This is a genomic window from Hazenella coriacea, from assembly GCF_004341825.1.
GTDB lineage: Bacteria > Bacillota > Bacilli > Thermoactinomycetales > Thermoactinomycetaceae > Hazenella > Hazenella coriacea.
In genome coordinates this window covers 286,689-310,342 of record NZ_SMAG01000003.1, presented here as the reverse complement: position 1 = coordinate 310,342, position 23,654 = coordinate 286,689, and the positions used below count along the sequence as shown (strand labels likewise).

16 protein-coding genes are annotated in these 23,654 nt (G+C 39.9%); 12 read left to right on the top strand and 4 right to left on the bottom strand.

Features of this window, described 5'->3' with window-relative positions; translation table 11 throughout:
- The first annotated feature begins 145 nt into the window (after positions 1-145).
- From EDD58_RS07645 to EDD58_RS07630, 4 genes are all read left to right on the top strand, one after another.
- Entirely contained in the window at positions 146-1,741 is a 1,596-nt protein-coding gene (locus tag EDD58_RS07645; RefSeq protein ID WP_131924268.1) for a PhoX family protein, read from the top strand.
- 216 nt (positions 1,742-1,957) lie between these two features.
- Complete coding sequence (locus EDD58_RS07640) at positions 1,958-3,781, top strand: peptidoglycan D,D-transpeptidase FtsI family protein (protein ID WP_165875865.1); 1,824 nt, start codon at positions 1,958-1,960, stop codon at positions 3,779-3,781.
- Between the two features lie 139 nt (positions 3,782-3,920).
- Positions 3,921-4,238, top strand: a complete 318-nt coding sequence (locus tag EDD58_RS07635; protein WP_131924266.1) for a hypothetical protein — start codon at positions 3,921-3,923, stop codon at positions 4,236-4,238.
- A 289-nt stretch (positions 4,239-4,527) separates the two neighbouring features.
- A complete protein-coding gene (locus EDD58_RS07630; RefSeq protein ID WP_131924265.1) occupies positions 4,528-4,803 on the top strand; it encodes a hypothetical protein in 276 nt (91 codons plus the stop codon).
- Between the two features lie 68 nt (positions 4,804-4,871).
- On the opposite strand, the gene EDD58_RS07625 is transcribed toward EDD58_RS07630, so the two are convergent.
- Complete coding sequence (locus EDD58_RS07625; protein ID WP_131924264.1) at positions 4,872-5,825, bottom strand: NAD-dependent epimerase/dehydratase family protein; 954 nt, start codon at positions 5,823-5,825, stop codon at positions 4,872-4,874.
- Between the two features lie 139 nt (positions 5,826-5,964).
- Positions 5,965-7,194, bottom strand: coding sequence for an NO-inducible flavohemoprotein (gene hmpA / locus EDD58_RS07620; protein WP_131924263.1), 1,230 nt, complete (start codon positions 7,192-7,194; stop codon positions 5,965-5,967).
- A gap of 161 nt (positions 7,195-7,355) precedes the next feature.
- Here hmpA and EDD58_RS07615 point away from each other — a divergent pair, with 161 nt between their 5' ends.
- From EDD58_RS07615 to EDD58_RS07590, 6 genes are all read left to right on the top strand, one after another.
- Entirely contained in the window at positions 7,356-7,874 is a 519-nt protein-coding gene (locus tag EDD58_RS07615) for a Crp/Fnr family transcriptional regulator (RefSeq protein ID WP_131924262.1), read from the top strand.
- Positions 7,875-8,139: 265 nt separating this feature from the next.
- Entirely contained in the window at positions 8,140-8,568 is a 429-nt protein-coding gene (locus EDD58_RS07610) for an Rrf2 family transcriptional regulator (RefSeq protein WP_131924261.1), read from the top strand.
- A gap of 132 nt (positions 8,569-8,700) precedes the next feature.
- On the top strand, positions 8,701-9,018 hold the full coding sequence (gene trxA / locus EDD58_RS07605; RefSeq protein ID WP_131924260.1) for a thioredoxin: 318 nt from the start codon (positions 8,701-8,703) through the stop codon (positions 9,016-9,018).
- Between the two features lie 923 nt (positions 9,019-9,941).
- A complete protein-coding gene (locus EDD58_RS07600) occupies positions 9,942-12,452 on the top strand; it encodes a hypothetical protein (RefSeq protein WP_131924259.1) in 2,511 nt (836 codons plus the stop codon).
- Positions 12,453-12,703: 251 nt separating this feature from the next.
- Complete coding sequence (locus EDD58_RS07595; protein WP_131924258.1) at positions 12,704-14,353, top strand: SWIM zinc finger family protein; 1,650 nt, start codon at positions 12,704-12,706, stop codon at positions 14,351-14,353.
- 14 nt (positions 14,354-14,367) lie between these two features.
- Positions 14,368-15,822 carry a reverse transcriptase domain-containing protein gene (locus EDD58_RS07590; RefSeq protein WP_165875864.1) on the top strand — a complete coding sequence of 485 codons (1,455 nt, stop codon included), beginning with the start codon at positions 14,368-14,370 and terminating at the stop codon, positions 15,820-15,822.
- A 47-nt stretch (positions 15,823-15,869) separates the two neighbouring features.
- Here the strand turns inward: EDD58_RS07590 and EDD58_RS07585 are convergent, their stop codons facing one another.
- Complete coding sequence (locus EDD58_RS07585; RefSeq protein WP_131924256.1) at positions 15,870-16,565, bottom strand: YqjF family protein; 696 nt, start codon at positions 16,563-16,565, stop codon at positions 15,870-15,872.
- Positions 16,566-17,149: 584 nt separating this feature from the next.
- On the opposite strand from EDD58_RS07585, the gene EDD58_RS07580 reads away from it, so the two are divergent.
- Both EDD58_RS07580 and helD read left to right on the top strand, forming a co-directional pair.
- Positions 17,150-19,516 carry a glycerophosphodiester phosphodiesterase family protein gene (locus EDD58_RS07580; RefSeq protein ID WP_165875863.1) on the top strand — a complete coding sequence of 789 codons (2,367 nt, stop codon included), beginning with the start codon at positions 17,150-17,152 and terminating at the stop codon, positions 19,514-19,516.
- A gap of 232 nt (positions 19,517-19,748) precedes the next feature.
- A complete protein-coding gene (gene helD, locus EDD58_RS07575; protein WP_131924254.1) occupies positions 19,749-22,103 on the top strand; it encodes an RNA polymerase recycling motor HelD in 2,355 nt (784 codons plus the stop codon).
- Between the two features lie 69 nt (positions 22,104-22,172).
- Here the strand turns inward: helD and putP are convergent, their stop codons facing one another.
- Positions 22,173-23,648, bottom strand: coding sequence for a sodium/proline symporter PutP (putP, locus tag EDD58_RS07570; protein ID WP_131924253.1), 1,476 nt, complete (start codon positions 23,646-23,648; stop codon positions 22,173-22,175).
- Positions 23,649-23,654: the final 6 nt, after the last annotated feature.

Here is a 23,654-nt window from a genome sequence, read left to right as displayed (position 1 = left end):
ACATGAACACTACCACAGAGATGGGTAGTGTTTTTTCTCTCTCATTTCATTGTAAGAAAACAACACCCTCTTATCATCTCTTTAAAACGAGATTAATAGTTCTTTAGTAGATTTTAAGAGAGATCAAGATGTGGGGGGATTTTTCATGGGAGAATCATCAGTCACACGTAGGGATTTTATGAAATTTGTAGGAGTCGGTACTGTAGCATTAGTTGGAACAGCTTCAGGTGTTGCACAAGTGGCAGAAGCTGCTGGAAAAATGGACAAGGTCCAAACTGACTTTTTCGATAAAATTGGAGGGAAACCACCTTTTCATCCAATTCAAGCTTCTGACCAAGACCAGTTAATTTTACCCAAAGGATTTAAATATGATGTCGTTGCGGCATGGGGAGATGATATTGGAAATGGAGAGAAGTTTGGTTATAATTGCGACTTAACTTTATACTTCCCAATCGAAGGTTCTTCTGATCATGGGTTGCTTTGGGTGAATCATGAATATATCGGTTCAGGTGCAATGTTTATGTATGATTCATTAACTCCAGAAGCACAAAAACATCAGATTGAGCAATATAATGTGGGTGGCAGTATTATTGAAGTAAAAAGAGAAAAAGGTCACTGGAGACTAGATAAAAGTAGCACCTATGCACGTCGGATCACTGCGAATACTCGGATGGATTTAACTGGTCCAGCTAAGGGAGATGCATCTGTAGGCAATGTTACTGAAGTGATAGGTATGCATGCAAATTGTAGCGGTGGGAAAACTTTATGGAATACAGTACTCACATGTGAAGAAAACTTTGAACATGATGCGAAACGTTGGGGAAGAAATGAGACTCATTATGGTTGGGTTGTGGAGGTAGACCCTTTTGATCCACAGTCCAAGCCGAAGAAACATAGTTCGTTGGGACGATTTGCCCATGAAAATACAGCTATGACTTTATCTAAAGATGGACGACTAGTTGTCTATATGGGTGATGATGCCAACGATCAGTATTTTTATAAGTTTGTCACGGCAGAAAAGTACAACCCCCAAGCTGGTAAGCAAAACTCTAAGCTTTTGGAGAAAGGAATTTTATATGTTGCAGAGTTGGGAGAAGGAAAATGGCTTCCGCTTGACTTGGAATTGTCTCCAAAGTTAAAAGAGAAATTTTCTACACAGGGAGAAGTGGTCGTCCATGCCCGTGAAGCGGCGAAGCTTCTTGGTGCGACTCCCCTTGATCGTCCAGAAGATGTAGAGGTTCATCCGAAAGATCAGACTGTTTATCTTGCTCTCACTAATAACACCAAGCATGGAAATTTTCATGGTCAAATCCTTCGCTTTATAGAGAAGGGTCATGATGCAGGAGCAACTGAGTTCACTTTTGAAGTATTTGCTGTAGGTGGAGCCCAAAGTGGATTCTCCTGTCCAGACAACCTGCACTTTGATTCTAAAGGAAATCTATGGGTATTTACAGATATTTCATCTAGTAAATTAAACAAAAATAATACCTATGAAACCTTTAAAAACAACGGAGCTTTTTTCATCGCTACCCACGGTAAGCAAAAGGGAGAGGCTTATCAATTTGCCTCAGGACCACGTGAGTCTGAAATGACTGGACCTGATTTTACTCCCAATGAGAAAACATTATTCTTTGCGATCCAGCATCCAGGTGAAGAAACGAAAGATCCATCGAACCCAACTAGTCTATGGCCTTATGGTGATCTCCCCCGTCCTGCAGTGGTAGCTGTTACCGGATTTTAATAAATAAGTTGTCACTTTCAAGCCATTTGTAATTGAGAGTGTGATATAAAAGAATGAGTCACCCTTCTGCTCACAAAAGGGTGACTCATTCTTTTATCAAATAGGTGATTATTACCTAATCATCACCACTGATTTCAGATTTCATTGAGTGAAAAAAAGGAGTATACCCACCCTATTTCATGTCCAAGATGGAACATAGAAGAGTGGGGTGTAATGATGAAAAGTCAGTGGCGCAATTGGTTCATTGCCATGAGTCTTGTTACAGCATTTGTTTGTATTATCATGCGATTATATATGATCCAAGTGAAATCTACACGTTCGTTTTCCCCTGCTTTTTCTAATCAAAACTTGGACTTGATCGAGCTGGCACAAGAAAAACAGACAAGTGGAATTGTCATCGATACAGGGAGAGGAATGATTGTGGATCGAAATGGAGTCCCCTTTGTTGGAGATAAAGATTGGAATCTCCTTGTCTTCCCACAATCTGCAAAACAAATAGAGTTGAGAAAGGAATCATGGAGCCAGTTAGCTGAACAGATTGACTATTCCCTTGACAAATTCTTTTCTCTTTTATCCCAACTGGATGAGCCTTTAATTCTACCTGCAAAAGATGGTTCCAAACTTAGCATTCGTGCAGACCAAAAGTTAGAGATTGAACGGTTAGGGATTCCAGGAATCTATGTGATTGAAAGCGACCAACGAATGATGAAAAGTCAGATCGGTCAGCCTTTGATTGGAAGAGTGCAGCGTGGAGCAAAGCTTGTGGCGTTACGCTATCCTGAAGAAGTGCGAAATCAAAGAATTTCTTTACAATCGCGGATTGGTACAACAGGTTTAGAAGCGGCTTTTGAACCATTTTTACATAGTGAAGAAGAAAGTATCATTCTTTATAAAAAAGGAATGACTCGTAAACCGTTGAATGGTGTTCAAGTGAAAGTGAAGCAAAAAGAAAGTGGAAATGAATTTCCTAAACATGTTATTAAAACGACTTTAGACAAAGAGATTCAACATCGAGTGGAACAAATTTTAGAGCGTGAACAGGTAAAGGAAGGAGCCGTAGTGGTGCAGGAGATCGCTACAGGTAACTTACTGGCGTTGGGAAGCCGCCCCAATGTGTCTCTTACTCAATCTGTGGATGATGAGTGGAAACACCGAGCATTGATGGAAGCAACTCCTGGATCCATTTTTAAGATTGTTGTTGCGATCGCAGCCATTAATGAGGGTTTGGTTGATCCCAATCAGATGTTTACCTGTACAGGGGAATTAGGACGATATGGGTTGAAAGATTCGAATCCAAAAGGTCATGGTAGGCAATCTTTCCATGAAGCATTTGCAGACTCTTGTAATGTTGTCCTAGGTCAAGTAGCAGGTAAACTAGGCGGTAGAAAATTAGATCAGTACGCTAAGCAATTAGGATTGAGTCAACCTATTATTTGGTCGGGGCCTGTTTTTCGAGAAGCTAATTTTAAGCAATACCATGAGGAGCAAACGGGACTCATTTTTGACTCAGAGACTTCACCCAAAGATGAAGGGGCAGTGGTGCAAAGTGGCATTGGACAACGTGGTGTGAAAATGACACCTGTTCAAGCGGCGAATATGGTTACTGCTTTATTTCATCAAGGAAAAGCGATTAGTCCACGCTTAGCAACAGAAATTCAGGATGAACAAGGTCGGGTTATTTTTACATTTGCAAATAAATATCTTCTGCAAAGTAAGCCGTTGAAAAAAAGTACAGTTCAAGCTGTGCAGAAAATGATGAGAGAAGTAGTGACAGATGGAACGGCTACTTCTGTATCTAATGCCACTTGGTCACTAGCGGGAAAAACAGGAACTGCCCAGATTGGAGAAGATAATCGTCGTTATAACAAATGGATGATTGGATTTGGTCCCACGAATCAACCTAGGTATTCAGTAGCTGTTGTTTTAAGAGGTGTAGACAATTCTGAAGATCCAAGGGCTAAACGTATTTTCAAACTAGTGATGGATGAATTAGCCATTCAGGAAAAAGAAGGTAAGGCGAATAAAGAGAAAAAAAGGTAGAATGCAGTTTAAGGTCGATCTAGATGCTGAGTAAAGAAAGTTATGCATAAAACAAAAAATCCACTCTAGTTGTTTTGCGCAGATTGTGCGATTATGATATAGATAGGTAGAGGAATAGTTAAAGGAGTAGAAAATTAGAATGAAGATTACCATTAACTTGACCAAGCAAGAACTAGATACAATTGAAGAAGCTTTGTTACAGTACAACAATTTATTGCTTAAATCTGAAAACAAGGATGAAATGGTCGGCTATGAACTGAGTTTAATTCGTCGTGTGCTTGAAGAGTTTGGAATGGAAGAGTTAGATCAAGAAGTAAAATCTCAATCGAAAAACCTACCTGTACCCCCGCAAGTAAATCAATATCCATCGTCTCAGCAGCAATACTCTGCTCCAAACCAGTACCCAAGTCCTGGTCCATCTTATCCAACACCTGGACAGTATCCGTTTTCTCGCTAAATGAAACATTTCTTCTGATAATATAAAAAAAGAGCCGCTGATACGGCTCTTTTTTGCTTCCATGAGCCCATGCTGTTAAGAGATGTTCATAGTAATCTGCGAACCTTGATTGAGTTTTTTTGAGTGAACACATAAAATAGTAAGAGATATCAGTAGAGTAAAAGAAATTGGCTGTTAATTATAAGTGAAGATACCATTTTTTAAAAAAGTAAACGTTAGAAGTTGATGATGAAAACTGTCGGTTGAAATATACCATAGCTGTAACATTGTTATAAGGGAGTTAATAACCATGAAGGCGCAAGAATTGAAGGAGAGCCTAAAAAAAATGAATATAGGCGAACCCGTCTATTTTCCCACTGCCAAGTCGGACAGCTATATGGAAGTAGATCGTGTTTTTGTTGGTATTAAAGTTGCTTGGGCAATTCGATATCAAAATGAAGAAATCGTATTAGATTTAGATGAAGCAGCTGAGTATATTGCTAAACATTGGAATCAGAATTTAAAAAAAGTGATAGACCAGCAGTTTTCTGAGTTGGATGAGATTGAAGACCTAGGAGAGTACTAATTTGTTGATGGAGCCATCCTATGTTGTATTTGAAAAAGCAGATGACATAGGATGGCAAGGTTTAAGAGTTAAACTCTCTCATTCGTAGGATTGTTGCACATCCATTGGTATGTTTTGAGTAAACCTTCTTTTAGATCGGTTTTAGATTCCCAACCAAGAATATTTTTCGCTTTTATAGAGTCTAAGGCACTTCGTTTTACATCCCCAATTCTCTCTGTCTCTCGGATCAATGGAATCCGCTTCATCACTACTTCTTGGATTAATTCATACAGATCTTCTGTATACATTTCCTGACCCGTACCAATATTTAGAATGGCTTGATTCCCTTTATGAAGAGCAAGTAAGTTGGCTTTGGCGACATCTTCTACATATACATAATCTCGGGTTGTTCCTTTGGGCATATCTGAATAAGCGAATAAATAAGAAGGACGATGGTTTACCAAGTTGTCCATAAAAATGGGGATAGCTCCACAGTCGCCTTCACCTACTTGGCGTGGACCGTATACATTGGCATATCGTAATACAGTGTACTGTAAACCATAAGTTAAATAATAGAAACGCAAATATTTTTCTAGGATAAATTTACTGATTGCATAGGGAGAGATAAGTTGTGGCTCTCCTTCTTCAGTAGTAGGAATATTCTCTGTTTCACTGGCTAACGCACCACCAGAAGAGCTAAAGATAAATTTTTTGACACCATTTTGGACACAAAGCTCCAACAGATGTAAAGGACCCATAATATTAATCTGCGCATCAGTAATAGGGTCTTTCACTGAATCAGGCACCGACTTTTGAGCTGCATGGTTGTTTACAATGTCAGGTTGCTCGTTTTCAAAAATTGACTCTAAATATTCTTGATCTCGATAGATGTCAACTTCGTATACTTTTGCTTGATGATGAATCTGTTGGCGATTTCCTGATCGGAAGTTATCTAATACGACAACTTCATGACCTGCTTGGATATAGGTATCAACGACATGCGAACCAATAAATCCAGCCCCACCGATCACAAAGATTTTCACGGGCTTTCACTCCTAGTATGTATTATTGCGATTATATTTCTGTTTTGTTACATTAATATTACATAAATAGTTTCATGAAGACAAGTGATTATGAAAAATCCCTCCTAATATTTTAGGAGGGATTTGTAGGTGAACGGTTTTAGTTTTGAACCGCTTCGGATTCAATCTGCAATGCAGGTCCGAAAAATTCGTAATGAATTCGTTCTGGAGCAACTTCCATGTTTTCCAAGGCTTGTTTGACAGCTCGCATGAAGGGTACAGGACCACAGAAGTAGAAATCTGCTTCAACTGTTGGTACAATCGTACGGAGCCATTCTTCATCAATATATCCTTTTTTGCTGAACAGTGGATGAAGCTCATCTTGTTCGGTGGGTTGTTCATAACAAAAATGAATATTTACTTGTGGAAGTTGTGAAGCTTGTTCGATTTGTTTTTTAAATGCTTGTACGCTTCCATTGATGGTAGCGTGAATCAAAGTGACTGGGCGTTGTGGTTGGGTTTTTAACAGAGTTTCAAACATACTCATCAATGGTGTAATCCCCACACCGCCAGCAAGTAAGACTACAGGAGTATCTATTTCTTGATCAAGTACAAAGTCTCCAGCTGGAGGTGTGATCGGGAGTATGGAGCCTTCTTTAATATGATCATGGAGATACGAGGAGATGAGTCCTTCTGGATGCCCGTTTCTTCCTTCTTCTCTTTTGACACTGATTCGGTAGGTGTCTGAATGTGGAGAAGCTGATAAGCTATATTGTCTGATCTGTTCATAGGGTTGTCCTGGAACATGAACTTTCACACTGGTATATTGACCTGGTTGGAAAGGGGCTAATTTTTCTCCATCTGTGGGTTGTAAGTAGAAAGAAGTAATCACGTCACTTTCTTTTACTTTTTTCACCACGAGAAAATCGCGGAATAATTGCCAGCCCGCTTGTTCATTCGCTTGCTTATACATGTCCTTTTCTACTTCAATAAACACATCGGCGAGTACTTGATAGGTTTCTTTCCAAGCGTTAAGGATTTCATCTGTCGCTGCATCACCTAATACTTCTTTAATGGCTGCTAGTAAGTGTTTTCCGACGATGGGGTATTGATCTGGCTGAACGCCGATACTTCGATGTTTGTATGCGATTCGTTTAACCACAGGCAATATGGAAGATAGATCATCGATATTGGCTGCTGCTGCATATACAGTATCTGCTAAAGCACGAGGCTGTGATTTTTCTTTTTGGTGAGTGATGTTAAATATATTATATAGTTCAGGATGCTCTTGGAACATTTGCTCATAGAAGAGTGTTGTGATTTGTTCACGATGTTCCCGTAGAAAAGGTACAGTTTGTTTTACGATTTCAATAGTTTTTGGACTTAACATCTCGATCACCTCATTGGATGTTTAATTTGATTTATCATTAGATCTCATTCTAGATGTTCTAGGAATGAAGAGCCATTGATTTCTATGTTTCCACTATATACGACATTTATCTCATCATCTGTGACGAGAAGCACAATAGGTTTGACAAAGGGGTGACATCCATGGAGCTTCAACGTGGGGAAGTATTATTTTTACAGGAAGAGCAAGGAGAGTTATTTCGTCTTCGTTCAGGGTTATTAAAAGTGGTTCGAATTCAAGAAGATGGATCACAATTATTATTTAATATTTTAGTGCCTGGTGAGGTCTTTCCGCATCATTCGTTAATCACACCCAAAGAATACTATGGATCAGTGATTGCAATGCTCTCATCTCAATTAGAACGGATTCCTGCTGAAGAATGGTATAAAGATTTGGAGCAAGATCCTAAGAAGTATAAAGAGGTAGCACTTCTCTTACAAAACACCATCCGACAAATGCAACAACGGATCGAAATGACTCGAGTGGCGATCGAACTACGGATTCCTCTCTTTCGAAAATGGTTGGCTATTTATTGTCCACATCATCCTGTGGAAGACTTGCTCACTCAAGAAGAAATTGGACAGTTTTTGGGAATGAGTAGGGAAACCGTGAATCGTTTATTGCGCAAGGAACGAAAGCAAGAGAAAAATGAAGAAATATAGAGTGAATAACTGATTTTTCATAGTGAAGTGGGATTTAAATAAATAAAAAAATTTTATAATTGGGCTTGAAAGAGAATCGTTTTAAAGAGATGGTCCTGATAAAGAGACATTTCTATCCTAAATTTCGAAATATATTTGTAAAATTAATCCTGTTTCAAGGCTGTTACTCCCATGAGGATGAAAAGTTTTCTAATTTAAGGAAAAAAGAAGGTTGACCATTCAAACTGTAATTGTTATTATTGCAAATGATAAAAGGAGTTTTAATATGAATAGTGAGTTTACCATTGCAGTACACAGTTTAGTGTTTTTAGTTCATCATCCTGAACATATGGCGAGTAGTGAAGTGTTAGCGGATACCGTTTGCACCCATCCTGTTCGTATTCGAAAAGTGATGTCCTTACTTCGGAAAAATGGGTATGTAAAAACGAAGGAAGGGACGGGAGGTGGATATCTGCTAAATTGTAATCCTGAAAAAGTAACATTGGGGGAATTATATCGATTGATTTCATTCGGCGAATTAGCTCCTCCATGGAGATCTGGAAAGTCTACGATGGATTGTTTAGTTGGATCTCAAATTGGATTTGTGATGGAACAAATCTACAAAGATGCAGAGTTACGATATGAAGAACAATTAAAAACTTATACACTGTCACGTGTTTTAGATCTGATGACACAAAGAAAAATGCTTGTGTGATTGACAAGATGAATAGTAACTATTATCTTTTTTATGGGAGTATTCTTCTTAACTATCACACCATTCCTTCTATTTAATTAGTTTGACTTGGTTAGATGATGAGATAAAAAATAATGTTTTGGAGGGTAAAATATGGCAATCATTCAGTTGAATGATCAGGAGTTTCAATCTACTATTGAAACGGGAAAGCTTATACTTGTTGATTTCACCGCCAATTGGTGTCAACCTTGTCGTCTTTTGGCTCCGATCTTGGAAGATTTAGAAGGACAAATGGGAGAACAAGTAATGATTGCAAAAGTAGATGTGGATGAAAGTCCAGAGTCCGCCCAAAAATGTGGAGTCATGAGTATCCCTACATTGAAGCTATATAAAGATGGAAAAGAAGTAGGTACGAAACATGGTGTTCAAAAAATTGATGCTCTTAAAGAGTGGATATCTAAATATAGCTAATTTCTCATCAATAACCTGATAATATTAAATATTGAAGTAATAGATTTAATTTGTTGATCATCTGGACTCAAGATCTAATAAACTAAATGAAGATTATGTATCTGCAAAACATAAAAAGCGAATATTTGTTCTTGACAACCTCTACTAAATAATTTATATTATAAATAAGATTAATACATAGAGACTTGTTCTAGCATTTTGAACACGGTGTTACGCCGTGGCTGCGTTGATGACTAACACTCGTCACCCGGCTCCGCGCGACTTTGGCAGGCCCTTCCCACCTAGTAGTGGGCAAATTTCTGCCTAAGTAGGCGTAGCCGCAAGAAATTTGCCCACTACTAGGTGGGGGTCCTGTTCAGTGGCGAATCCAGCTCGGAGAGTCTTAGTGGAACAAGTTCTCAGCGTGCCCAGCTTCTTATGAAGTTGGGCATTTTTTATATCTGTTCAGATCTAAAAGCAAACCCATTTCATAGTAATAAAAAAATAAGAAAAGCGAATGTTTGTTCTTGACAACCTCCACTAAATAATTTATATTATAAATAAGATTAATACATAGAGACTTGTTCTAGCATTTTGAACACGGTGTTACGCCGTGGCTGCGTTGATGACTAACACTCGTCACCCGGCTCCGCGCGACTTTGGCAGGCCCTTCCCGATAGGTAGGGTGCTAAATTCTGCCTAAGTAGGCGCAGCCGCAAGAATTTAGCACCCTACCTATCGGGGGTCCTGTTCAGTGGCGAATCCAGCTCGGAGAGTCTTAGTGGAACAAGTTCTCAACGTGCCCGGCTTCTTATGAAGTTGGGCATTTTTTATTTGATTGTATAGAACTCGATGATTTCGATGTACAGAAATTCAGGAGCCAATCTTTCATTTTAGTAGTTTGATTAATTCGTAAGGCACAAGCTGAGAGGATGGGTTCTTTAATGAGTGACTATACACCAGATGGGATTTGGATCTGGATTAATAAAGAAGCTAAAAAGAAAAGAGGGAGGATCTGCATGAATTCCACAAACGGAAAGAAACCAGAGTACTCAGCCTGGTGGAGAGAAGAACAACCTCATAAAGAATTACCAGAACATTTACAAGCATTGCTTAAGCAAAATGATCCTGCATTTATTGATGAATTAAAAAAGTTCGCCTATCAATCTTTTAATAATTATAAATATCAAGAGACTCGATGGGGGGGGTATTTTACTTGGGTTCGAAATAAGACAAAAAATGGATCTTGGCTTTGGACCTTGTATTTAAATCCGCATCCCTTGGCACGCCAAGCTTTTCATGAGCTATTCACTCATTATACATATGGTGAATTTGTTCCTTTTACCAAAGTTGAGGTACCTAAAAAAGGTTTGGTTTCTGGTCCTTCACATGACTTTTATAGTTACCGCACATATAGTTACACATTGATTCCATTTACAGATGTATATTTTCGTTATATCAAAGCCATCTACAAGTTGGCCGAATGGAAAAGAGACTACAAAACTTGGGCTGTTTTAGCGCACCGATTTGATACCCTGTATGGTCAAGGTTATTTTTCCAACAAGACCCGCCATTATCTGCGACGGAGAACATGGCGGACATTGAGAAATACAGGTCGAGAAAGACCATCAGACTATATTCGTATGTCGATGGACGTGTTGATGCAGCTTGATGAAAGCTATGGAACTGAGTTTAACCGGAAATATTGGCTATTTAACCACATCTTATACCACAATAGCACTCGATATCGCTATCGAAGTGATGGATGGACGATTGTAAATACAGATGATCAAGTAGCCGCTAATCCGCTCCTTGGAGATCGTGAAGAAGCATTTCCAGATTTGTGGGATACATATCCAGAGCAATTATGGAAGCTTGTGCAAGAAGCTAGATCAGGGCAGGTCATTTTATTTGCGGGAAAAGCATTGCGAAAAGGAAATTTTTCTTTTGTTAAAAACATAGAAGATTCGTCATTAAAAACATTATTCAAGGATCAACATCCTGTCAGACGAATGGTAGCTGCGGCGATGATTTGTGATCGTCTTGATCCCAAACAGACAGACCTTGATACTTGGTTTGATTTAGCGATAAGCCAATTTCCAGAAGTTCGCGAACAGGCTTATCATTTCTTAAAAACAAACATGATTCATTGGTCTGAGGAGCAATTGGGGTCAATCGTTCAACGGTTTGTCTCCAAACTTCAAACTGATGATCTAGCAGAAGCAATTGTCGCTGACTGGGTACAGTTGTTCCATCATAAGCTCAAGCCTGTTCTTAATCGGATTGCCACACTTCAGCTGGTTCAAAAGTTAATGAGTGTATCTATTCCTGCCATTCAAGAACTAGGATTGCTGCTCGTGACCCAGATGGATTTGGCGAAATACCCACTGGATGCCAATAGTTTGCTTCCGATCTTGTCAGAGATCGAATCACCTTTGTGCCAGATGGCAAGACAAATTTTATCGGAACGGTTTACTCAGCTACAAATCACGCCTTCATTTTTAGTGGAGTTGGCATCGATTCCCGGTGAAGATCACCAAGTATTTACTACTCAGTTTTTCACCGATCGATTGTTATGGTTAGTTCCTTTCCATGCTGAACTGATTCCAGAGCTATGGAAAAGGATGTTGCGAAACGATCTTCCTGAAGAAGTATGCGACTATATTCGTGAGGACTTATTAGGCTCTTTATTCTGGTCTGAATTGGAAGCCACTCCATTATCCAAGGTGCTTTTGTTAATCGACTCAGATTCAACAGCACTGCAAGAGTTTGGTGCTCGTCTCATACAATTGATTCAACCCGAAGCGAGTCAGTTGACCTTTGAACAGTTGCTAAACATGGCACATTGTCCAGTAGCTTTAGTGAGAGAGGAAGCGCGTGGACTGATCCTTCAGATCCGCAAAGATTTGACGGATGATGGGATGGTTAACTTGGTTGAAACGGACTGGGCAGATACTCGTGAGTGGATGTTTAGCTATATTAAAACATTGTCTAGAGATGAATTTACTACTGATTTGATCTATGGACTACTGGATACAGCTCGGGATGATATCCAACAATTTGCGATGGAGATGGTTGAGATCCATCGAAAAGAGTTAGACATGAAGGAGTTAATGTTAAGAGCTAGCGAAAGTCCTTATCCCCACATTCATGAATATGCACTACAGTTAGCGGACGAAGTCAGTTGGGATGCGGAGTTAGTCAAACGGTTAGAACTCTTTTTCCGTACTGTTCTATTCCGAGTGAATGCAGGGCGAAAAGCGAAAAAGAAAGCATTGGATTTACTCATGAGTTTGGGACAGCAAAGTGAAGAATTAGCTGAATGTGTTGTACCACTGTTAGCGGATGTAGCTAGAAATGAGACGAAAAAAGAACTGGAACGAATTCTATTAGTGTTAACCCGAATTCAAACCCAATATCCAAATCTTTCATCGCCTTTACAATTGATAAATTAGGATCTCCAAATGAGTAATTATAGTCACAAAATGTAAATACCGTCGGGTCGTTGTTTCACCCAAAATGACTTTGTACCGCTTCCTAGTGGAGCCCTTCGATTGCCAGCTCCCGGAATCGAAGGGTGGAGCGGACTTCTCTGCTTCTTGACAAGGTACAAGCTCATGGTGGGTAAAACTCGATCTCCGATGCCTTAGATGATTAGGATTACTGTCAACTCAACACTAACAAATATCGAAATGGAGGGAGAACTATGCTTTTTCAACAAACTTATGCCAAATCAAGTGGAATCAGTCATGTCGGAGGGCAGACACTCGTTGACTTTTCCCCTGACTTAGGAAGGGAGCCCACTTATTTTCGTGGGAAAATCGCTGATCCGATCCGCTATCGAGATGCCATGATTGCACTAAGAGATGTGGTTGTATCTGATTTAAACTATAAACCGAAAGATCATACTGCCTATCAGGCTTGGGTTCAAGAGCAGTACATGGATGATATTGCAGTTATTTTGACACTGAAATCAGATCTAGCCAAACAAATGACAGGGGTTCGTGAACAGATTAAAGTTTTGCAAAAGCGGCGAGATGCGCGGATGACTGACTTTTATAATGCACGTCGAGAATACTTCCAGTACTTATATAAGAATAGTCCAGATGCTTGGTGGGTTTTAGATCCCGTGATTACTGTGGCACCAGATCAAGTCTTTTTTGAAGCTTTTTCTTTAGATGAGTCATCATATGGACGATTAGCTGTTCATGATCGTTTATTTACGGATGTAAAGGAGTTTCAATATGGAACAACCAACATTGACTTTTCAGACAACTTATTAGGGGCATTACAACGAATTCGTACTTATCGACCTACTGAATTTCAAATTGATCCAAGTGGATTCGAGGTAGCTACAGAAGGACGCGAAGTTTATAAAGAAAAAAAGATTGATGTACCAACCAGTTGGGTACGAGGTTTCTTACAAGTACAATCGGCGATGAGCTTGCCTACTTCTTCATTTACGATGAAACCAGTCGATCTATATAATCTATGTGCTTTCTTACGCCGTCACAAGGAGCGGAAGAGCCCACGATCCCTTAAGTATGTATTACAACCAGGTCAACCTGTTAAATGTATCATCCAGCCATGGGATGAAGAGATGGTCTTTACAGATTCTGTCTACCTAGGTGATGAACCAAAAGAGATTCGGGTTTGGGGACGTCGCCGTCTATTTCTTTTAGAGCGTCTCTTACCCTTAGCCAACCAGATTACTGTCCATTTATTGGGAACGGGGATGCCAAGCTTTTATGTTGTAGATTTGGGTGGACTTAGCTTTACCCTTGGACTGTCTGGTTGGACAAGGAATGACTGGGCAGGAGCCGGAAACTTTGACCTCATGGTGGGAACCAGTGTAGAAGCAACACCGCGTCAAAGTACCCTTGTTTTCGCGCAACTAAAATTAAAGAAAACGGCTACGGAAAGCGAATTAGCCCGTTGGACCCACTTACCAGAGAATGTAGTTCAAGCTGCGATCCGCCAACTATGTAGTGCAGGGAGAGTCATGTTTGACTTAGAAATCGGAAAGTATCGTTTACGGGAATTAACTCGTGATCCTCTTCCAATGGATCAATTACAATACACGAATCCACGTGAAGAAGAAGCAGAAAAATTGCTTGAAAGTGGGAAAGTTTCATTACAAGGTGTCTTACCTACAGTTGAGGAAGGTGTAGAGCTTCAAGGAACGGTAGAAGGAAAGACTAAACCATTTAATCCAACGGTTACTTTGGATAAAGATGGTCGCATCGCTCGCGGAGCTTGCTCTTGTTACTTCTATAAACAGAATCGCTTGATGCAGGGACCTTGTGAGCATATGTTAGCGTTAATCTCAAGTTATCGGCAAACGCAACAAGGATGAGAGGAGGGAAACCGATGACTGAAGAACAAAACCAAGAGGAAGTCAAACAATTAACCCGAGAAGAGTGGATTGAACGGATTAAATCAGAAGGAAGAACTGAAGCGATCAAAAAAGAGATGCTTCGTTTAGGATTTTGGATAGAAAAACCACTTACTCCAGAAGAAAAAAGAGAACAAGCAGAAGATGAATTAAAATTAAAGCAACTACAAGCTGAACTACAAGAGTTACAAAAAGAGTCAGCGAAAATTTCTAATCTCAATAAAATATTAAAACAAGCACGTGCAAAGCGGATTGAAGAGAGTAAAAAGAAACGAGCTGACCGAAAAGCTGCCATCGAAAAAAGAGAGGCTGACCGAAAAGCTCGTTGGCAAGATTACAAAGAATCGCATATCGTACATGTAGGAGATGGACTCTCGGCTGGTTTACAATCCTTTGAAACCGATGAAAAGAAGTTAATGGAGCAAAGGTTACCACTCATCCGTTCAGCGGTTCAATGTGCTGATGAGATGGGGATTACTTTGAGTCAATTAAAATGGCTTACATACCATCGGGATACAGCTACCATCAATCATTATTATCGTTTTACCATTCCTAAGAAAAACGGAGGCGAACGGGAAATATCCTCCCCAAAACCTCTATTACGACAGGCGCAAGCATGGATCAAAGCCCATATTCTAGATCAGATTCAAGTTCATTCGGCAGCTTACGGATTTGTGCCTCAAATCAATACCGTAGATAATGCAAAACAACACGTCAACCAAGCAGCTGTCATTAAAATGGATTTGAAAGACTTTTTCCCTTCAATTACTTTTTGGCGTGTTAGAGGTTTATTTCACTCATTTGGATACAGTGAAGCGATTAGCACTCTTTTTGCTTGTCTATGTACCGAACCACCAAGAAAAGAAGCCTCATTTAATGGAAAGATCTATCATGTAGCTTTGGGTGAACGTCAATTACCTCAAGGGGCATGTACCAGTCCAAGCATTACTAATATTCTATGTCGGCGTTTGGATGAAAGGTTAACGGGCTTAGCACAAACGAATGGTTTTATTTATACACGTTATGCCGATGACTTAACCTTTTCTTGTCAAGAGTCTTCACTTTCAAAGATTGGGACTCTCTTGAATTCCGTTCGGAACATCGTTAAGTTTGAAGGTTTTACTGTCAATGAAGAGAAAACCAGAGTTTTGCGAGCCTCCCGTCGGCAACGGGTAACAGGGATTGTGGTGAACGAAAAGCCAAATCTTACTCGGCAAGACCTACGTCGTTTTCGTGCTTTGCTTCACAATGTAGAGAAAAATGGTTTAGAAGCAGAAAATCGTTCCAATCATCCGAACTTCTGGGCATATATTCAAGGAACCACCAGCTATATTCGGATGGTTCGCCCCGAATTAGGTGAAAAGTTAGGTGAGCAAGTGGAACGGATTGCAATTAAATATCATTTAGCAGGATCAGTCGTTTCAAAATAATAGATTTGACTTTAAAAAGGGTGCTTATGAGCACTCTTTTTATTTTTTTATACTTTTTTTGGTATCATCATCCAAGCTGTCTGTTTCTCGGAATAGTGACAGATGGGCTCGATCTCAGACAAACTGGGGTGAAAGCTAGAGATCCAGTTGCCAGAAAGACCACAATCAGCTTGTTGTAATAGCCACCGAGGGTGTACAAGTTTTCCTTCATATACCTGTTTACCCTTGACAATAAATTGTGAGTAACGTTCGGTGAGCCACTCTTCTAAAGAGCCTGGTGTTGAGCAAAATACGGACCCTGAAGGGCGAAAGTAAGCAGTAAAGATGGTGTCTTTGTCTCGGTGAGAAGTAAAGCGATTACATAAGTTTAGGTGTTCCATCGTGATTCTAGCAAATTTGTAGGGAAGATAAAAAAAAGTACGAGCTGATAAAGTAGCTAAATGATTGTTTGCATCAAGACTAATGAAATAGATCCCTCGTTTTTCTTTGTATTTCACATATGTACGTAGATTAACTTGTAAAAATTGTGTGGTGAAAGGGATCGGCGGTAAATAGTGAAGACGCATATCTGTGATCGCAAAAGGGACAAAGCTCACCCATGCATCTCCTTGATATGTATCCAATTGTAACGGTTGCGGAATAAGCCTCCGTAAAAGATCTGGCTTAAGTGGGAAGTGAACGAATAATACATGATTCCATGTTTGTGTCATCATCCAATGAGTTGGAGGAGTAAATGTATTCATTAAAATTCACCATAAAAAACAAGTCAAATTTTGGTAGTGTTAAGTATATCCTTAGTGTAGGTTATTTCTAAAAAGTTTATGCTATAAAACAAATAGAAAATGCGGAGCCGGGTGATGAGTGTTAGTCATCCATGCACCTTTTTCAGAAATCACTTTACCTAAACTGTTTTTGGGTCAATCATTGACGAATACCACTTCAGCTACTTGATGATTGGCTCTGTGTTATTGACAATCATGCAGAATCAGTAGTGTCGATTAGACAATATTTACCTATATGAAAGAGAGTAACAGAGCTTGATTTTCACCCACCATGAGCTTATCCCTCGTAAAGAAGTGGAGAAGTCCGCTGCATGTAGACATAGGCTATCTCTGTGTATTGTAGGCAACGAATAGAGTACATATGCAGATGAAGTACACTATTTTTCTTAATTCATCATACACGAGTCTAAACAGAGTTTTTGCTATATCGAATCTTTGTTAAAAAGTGATTGATCGTATACAGCTGATTAACAAATCTATTATAGGCTGAGTGAAGACAGCCTAGATTAAGAATAACGAGGCGAGGCTAGTCAAGGAGGAGAATGATGAGTCACCAGAAGAAGTCTTGGTTAAAGAGATCATTTGTATTGTTGATGATCATGATTTTTGCACTAGGAAATGTAAGTTTTGCTTTTGCGGAAACCAAACCAGCATCACCTTCTCAAGAGAGTGAATGGTTAAGTGAAAACTTTAATGAACTAGCCAATGGCTCTTTACCAGATCAATGGTCATTGATCGAAGGAACTGGAGCCGTTCAGGATGGAAAATTAGTTTTATCCTCACCATCATCAAGTAAACCTTCTCGGGTTCGTATCCCTGCACCTAAAGAAACAGGTGACTATATTTTTGAAGCAGATTTGACGTTTCAATCGGCAGTAGACGATTCACGTTGGGCTTCTTTGATGTATCGAATTCAACCAGAAGGCTTTCCTTACTATCAATTCGCCATTCGACGAGGAGCAACCGCTTTAAATGGTTTAGAGTTTGCGATTCGTAACGAATCAAATCAATGGCATGTTCCAGAGACCGCTTTTTATCATGAACCATTTGTTTTAGGGAAAACGTATCACGTCAAAGTCATCGTATCAGATCAAATCGTTGAACAATATATTAACGGTAAACGAGTGATTCATACCGACTTAGCTAGTCAATGGAAAACTGGAGATCTAGGCTTTCAAGTCAATGGAGCTACTGTACAGTTTGACAATGTTCGTGTTGCACTTCATCCAGGGACGCTCCCACCAGTGGAGAAAAAAGCTCCTTTACAACCTAAAGAACCACAGACGGGTATTGTTAGCCCCCCAACCCTTATTTCACAAATTCAATCCATAGAAGAAATCAATCAATTAGAAAGTTTGGGAGTATCTTCTGTTTTATTGAAAGTTCGTGAAGGGAAAAAAGGGCAATTGGTTGCTTTCCATCGTTCTACAGTTATTGCTAGTCTCCCTGATGTATTGCGACAACTAAACGGAAAGCATATTCCCATCATCCGGATCGAGGATCCAAAGCTTGTCCATCAAGTAGCTACTTTACTAAAGGAAATGAACATTGACGATGTGCAGATCGTTTCTAGTCAACCAGAGATTGTCCGTGATCTAAAAACTCAATATCGTGTCGTACGTGGTGGTATTCTTTATGAAGAAGAATCTCAAAGCCAAAAAGATTTAAATCGCATCGTACAAGAGGTTCATGCACATGGAGCGAAAGTGGTGATTCTCCCACAAAAGGCAATCACTCCTGAAATCACACATTTCTTTCATCAACGAGCGATTTCCGTATGGGGAATGAGTCATAAAAAAGATCTAACATCTACTCATCAATTGATTCAAACTGGGGTTAATGGTGTGATTACATCCTTCCCTCAAGTTATCACTCAAGCACTAAGCCAATATCCGGAGCAAACGATGATGCAAAGACCTGTCATTGTAGCTCATCGGGGTGTTCCTTCACTGGCTCCTGAAAATACGATGGCTTCTTATAGAAAGGCATATGAGTTGGGAGCAGACGTACTGGAAACGGATATTCAAATGACCAAAGACGGACACATAGTCATTATGCATGATCTAACTGTCAATCGTACAACGAATGGAACAGGTGCAGTGAAATCTTTGACTTTAAAGCAAATTCGTCAACTAGATGCAGGCTCTAAATTTAGTTCTGAGTTTGCAGGAGAGAAAGTTCCTACTTTTCGTGAGTTCTTAGAAGAGTTTAATGGTAAAGACGTAGTTCTGTTGGTAGAGACTAAAGCTACAGGTCTTGAAAAAGAAATGGTCGACATGATTGAAGAACTGGGTATGACTAGTCAAGTGATGGTACAAAGCTTTGACGCGAATAGTGTGATAGCGACTCATCAGTTGCAACCAGCGATCGGCTTAGGTTATCTATACTCATCATCGATCCCAGCGACGAAAGAGGCTAAGTTAGAAAAAGCGTCCCAAATGATGCACTATGGAAATATGATGAATGCGACTCTAAATGCGAGCTATGGAAGCCTTTACCCAGAATTCCTCACTTTTATGAGACAAAGAGGACTGCTCACCTATAACTGGACCTTTAGAAATCAGGAGCCCTTCAGACAATATCTAGCATCTGGAGGCACAGGCCCCATTACTGATTACACTCAATGGGTCAATGAGGCTCCAGTTAGCTTGCAACCAAAGAAAAAGAAATTAACTTTAAAAGTAGGTGAAACTGTCTCCATTGAAGCGATGATGGTTGACCGAAAAGAAGTTAAAACCAATATCGCCGCAAACCTTCTTGCTATTGAAAATGGAACTCATGTAAAGATGGAAGGAAATCAGATTCAGGCACTTACAAAAGGTAAACTGACCTTATTAGCTACCACATCATACTCCATGTTAGGTGGCGAATGGTCTCTAGTCTCTGAGCCGATCGAAATCGAGATTAAATAACAAAAAAGCATGCATTCACCCACGATCTCGTATGGGCAAATGCATGCTTTTTTATATAATAATCGACTTTATGTCATTACTTGCTTTTTCAACGATCTCATATTACAATAAAAAACGGCGAAAAACATCCATAATCATTTGGTTATTATTATCCAATTATATTATATCATGGTGATTGTCGACTTGTCAAACCCCTTGAGCCTAAAATTTTTTAAAACATGGAGTTGAGGTGATGAGTATGGAAAAGCAAGAATGGCTAAAAGAACAGACTCGTGTTGAACAATTAGCTGACGAGATTGACAAACAAATTTCTATACTGCAAAAAGGTGTTACCAAGTTCCACTCTGAAGTCGTCGATCTTCGCAAAAACTTTTGGGATGATGTGAGTGTCAATATCGATGATCCTGGTGAAGCGGCTGAAACCTATATTAGTGTAAAACAACAGGCGGAAGTCTTATCAGAAAGAGAGCGTCATCATCAGCTTGCCCAGAAGCAGATGAAAACGTTACAAAAACTGAAGCAATCCCCTTACTTTGGTCGGATTGACTTTCGAGAGCATGGAGAGAAGGAATTGGATAAGATTTATCTTGGCATTGCATCATTCCTTGATCCAAAGGGTGAAAATTATCTAGTCTATGATTGGAGAGCTCCCATCTCTAGTCTGTATTATGATTTCTCTCCTGGTCCTGTTGAATATGAGACACCGAGTGGAACAGTTTCAGGAGAGATGGAGTTAAAGCGCCAGTACATCATTCGTCAGGGGCGAATCATCAGTATGTTTGATGCTGGGGTTACGATTGGTGATGAGTTACTTCAACAGGTTTTGGGAAAGCAAGCAGATGCACAGATGAAAAGCATCGTCGCTACGATCCAAAAAGAACAAAATCAATTGATCCGGAATGAAAAAAGTAGATTGCTCATCGTTCAAGGAGCGGCAGGAAGTGGGAAGACATCAGCAGCTTTACAACGAGTAGCTTACCTACTTTATCGGTATCGAGAAACACTACGTCCAGAACAAATCATTCTTTTTTCTCCTAACACGATGTTTGGCAGCTATATTTCTACGGTACTTCCTGAGCTAGGTGAAGAAAATGTCCAACAAAAAACATTCCAAGAATATTTGGAGCATCACCTTGCTAAAACATTTCAGGTGGAAGATCCATTTATACAGATGGAAAATGTACTGACTCCCAGTGATGAAGGGGGATCTAGAGCTCGGGTCGCAGGAATTCAGTATAAAGCAACGATTGAATTTATGCAGATGATTGACCAATATATCCGTTTTCTTGGACAGGAAGGCTTGATCTTTAAAGAGATTCGATTTCGGGATCAGGTGATCATATCTGCCGAGCTGATGAGGGACATCTTTTACACTTTAGACCCCATGCTCTCGATTCCCAAGCGAATGGGGTTACTAACTGATCAGTTGTTAGATATCTTAACTGAAAAAGAGCGTAGAGAGCAGAGTGAACCATGGGTGGAAAATGAAGTTCAACTCCTTGATCATGAAGTCTATCTTCGTGTATATCAAAGACTTCAAAGAGAAAAACAGTACAGAGGGAATACGTTTAACGATTTTGATCGAGAACAAGAGATGTTATCTGAAATCGTTGTGAAAAAGCATTTCAAGCCACTTCGTTCACATGTGAAAAAACTGACCTTCATCGATATTCCTGCGATGTATCGGCAATTGTTTGCACAGCCATCCTTGGCATCTCAGTTGGGATCTAGTGAATGTCTACCTGAACAGTGGAATGAGATTTGTCATCAAACAATAGAGAGACTGGATCGATTAGAACTTGCCTATGAGGATGCCACCCCATACTTATATTTTAAAGAGCGGATCGAAGGATTCCATACCAACACGGCGATTCGACATGTATTTATAGATGAAGCACAGGATTACTCGCCATTTCAGTTTTTCTTTATCAAACAAATTTTCCCACATAGTAAAATCACTGTTCTTGGCGATCTAAATCAAGCGATCTATACTCACACAATCGATCAGAACGGCTTTGAAACATTATCTTCATATTACGAAGCTGAACAGACAGAGACATTGATCCTAACGAAAAGTTACCGATCCACTCGTCAGATCGTCGAATTTACACGGGAACTCATTCCAGGAGGAAAAATGATTGAGCCTTTCAATCGACAAGGAAGTAAACCCACGCTCACTCTAGTTAAAGAGACTTCGGAGCTAGTTCCACTGATTACAAAACGCATTAAAGCCCTTCAAGCTACGGGACATCGGTCCATCGCAATCATTTGCAAGACCGCTAAAGAGAGTCACATTGCTTACGAATCTTTAAAGGATCACGTTTCCCTACATCTGATTCAAAAGGAGACGGTTTCTTTTGAGACAGGGATCCTCGTCATTCCCTCTTATTTGGCCAAAGGAATCGAATTTGACGCAGTAATTATTTTTGATGCTTCAGAATTAGTATATGGAAAAGAGAACGAGCGGAAACTTTTTTACACGGCTTGTACTCGTGCCATGCATGAGTTACATATCTATGCTACTGATCAGCTGAGTCCATTGCTTTCGGCTGTTCCCAAGGATTGTTATGTAATGGAAAATGAATGATTTTTTTCGAAAAATACCCATCGAAAAAAGAGCCCTACACGAATGTAGGAGCTCTTTTTTGATTCATATTTACTTTGCTGAGCGTACATGTTGAACCGCTTCATCAAATTCTTTTTCAATTTCTTCCTCAGGTTTCTTTGTGAGTAAGCTGACGATGATAATTGCCAACGTACAGGCGATAAACCCGGGGATAATCTCATACACAGGATCAAACCGTTGGATCTGTTCCCAGACAATTACTGTGATTGAACCCAGAAGAATTCCTGCTAAGGCCCCCCATTTGGTCATCCGCTTCCAATAGAGGCTGAGTAAGACGACAGGTCCAAAGGCGGCTCCAAATCCGGCCCAAGCGTACCCAACAAGGTCAAGAATCGTTTCGTTAGGATTGAGAGCTAAGAGGATTGCGATGATCGAGACGGCCAATAAAGAGAGACGTCCGACTAACAATAACTCTTTCTCTGAAGCAGAGCGACGCAAGAATGCTTTATAAAAGTCTTGGGTCACCGCACTTGTCGTTACAAGTAACTGGGAAGAGATTGTACTCATGATCGCCGCCAAGATCGCAGCTAAAAGGAATCCAGCGATAAGCGGATGGAAGAGAACTTCAGATAACACGATAAATACCGTTTCAGGGTTTTTTAACGCCAGATTTTCTTTGTTAAAATAAGCAATCCCCACTAAACCGGTGAACATAGCACCAACGATCGAAAAGATCATCCATCCCATACCAATCCGACGTGCACTTTTAATCTCTTTGACAGAAGAGATTGCCATAAACCGAACAATAATATGGGGTTGTCCAAAGTATCCTAATCCCCATGCTAATAAGGAAATAATACCAATCGTGGTAGTTCCTTTAAAAGCATCGAGATAAGTCGGATTGATCGAATGAATCGTATCAAAAGTTGGTCCCCATCCACCTATATGAAGAATCGTAACAATAGGAACAAGGATAAGGGCAATAAACATAATCGTACCTTGTGCAAAGTCTGTCCAACTGACAGCAATAAAACCTCCAAACAACGAGTAGGCAATGACAACGCCAGCTGTAATCAAGACTCCTAAAGTATAATCAAGCTGAAAGGAACTTTTAAATAACTCCCCACCAGCAACCATTCCTGATGAAGTGTAGAAGATGAAGAATACAAAAATCACCAATGCTGAAGTGATTCGTAACAGTCTGGTTCCATCTTTAAAACGATATTCAAAATAGTCTGGAATAGTGATGGAGTTATTAGCCACTTCCGTATACGTCCGTAAACGGGGTGCCACATAGATCCAGTTTAGATAAGCTCCCAAAGTAAGTCCTACGACAATCCAACCACTACTTAACCCAGTGGCAAACATCGCTCCAGGAAGCCCCATCAGTAACCAGCCACTCATATCTGAAGCCCCTGCACTCAATGCCGTAACAGCTGGGCCCAGTGTACGTCCACCCAACATATAATCTGAAATATTGTTGGTCTTCCGGTAAGCTAAATAACCAAGCACTAGCATACCAATCATATAAATCGCGATCGCTATAAAGACTCCGTATTGCTCCATAAGCTT

What these genes read in the sequence shown, in the direction of transcription:
- EDD58_RS07645 (WP_131924268.1), top strand. Translation starts at nt 146, where the DNA reads ATGGGAGAATCATCAGTCACACGTAGGGATTTTATGAAATTTGTAGGA.
- EDD58_RS07640 (WP_165875865.1), top strand. Translation starts at nt 1,958, where the DNA reads ATGAAAAGTCAGTGGCGCAATTGGTTCATTGCCATGAGTCTTGTTACA.
- EDD58_RS07635 (WP_131924266.1), top strand. Translation starts at nt 3,921, where the DNA reads ATGAAGATTACCATTAACTTGACCAAGCAAGAACTAGATACAATTGAA.
- EDD58_RS07630 (WP_131924265.1), top strand. Translation starts at nt 4,528, where the DNA reads ATGAAGGCGCAAGAATTGAAGGAGAGCCTAAAAAAAATGAATATAGGC.
- hmpA (WP_131924263.1), bottom strand. Translation starts at nt 7,194, where the DNA reads ATGTTAAGTCCAAAAACTATTGAAATCGTAAAACAAACTGTACCTTTT.
- EDD58_RS07615 (WP_131924262.1), top strand. Translation starts at nt 7,356, where the DNA reads ATGGAGCTTCAACGTGGGGAAGTATTATTTTTACAGGAAGAGCAAGGA.
- EDD58_RS07610 (WP_131924261.1), top strand. Translation starts at nt 8,140, where the DNA reads ATGAATAGTGAGTTTACCATTGCAGTACACAGTTTAGTGTTTTTAGTT.
- trxA (WP_131924260.1), top strand. Translation starts at nt 8,701, where the DNA reads ATGGCAATCATTCAGTTGAATGATCAGGAGTTTCAATCTACTATTGAA.
- EDD58_RS07600 (WP_131924259.1), top strand. Translation starts at nt 9,942, where the DNA reads ATGAGTGACTATACACCAGATGGGATTTGGATCTGGATTAATAAAGAA.
- EDD58_RS07595 (WP_131924258.1), top strand. Translation starts at nt 12,704, where the DNA reads ATGCTTTTTCAACAAACTTATGCCAAATCAAGTGGAATCAGTCATGTC.
- EDD58_RS07590 (WP_165875864.1), top strand. Translation starts at nt 14,368, where the DNA reads ATGACTGAAGAACAAAACCAAGAGGAAGTCAAACAATTAACCCGAGAA.
- EDD58_RS07585 (WP_131924256.1), bottom strand. Translation starts at nt 16,565, where the DNA reads ATGAATACATTTACTCCTCCAACTCATTGGATGATGACACAAACATGG.
- EDD58_RS07580 (WP_165875863.1), top strand. Translation starts at nt 17,150, where the DNA reads ATGAGTCACCAGAAGAAGTCTTGGTTAAAGAGATCATTTGTATTGTTG.
- helD (WP_131924254.1), top strand. Translation starts at nt 19,749, where the DNA reads ATGAGTATGGAAAAGCAAGAATGGCTAAAAGAACAGACTCGTGTTGAA.
- putP (WP_131924253.1), bottom strand. Translation starts at nt 23,648, where the DNA reads ATGGAGCAATACGGAGTCTTTATAGCGATCGCGATTTATATGATTGGT.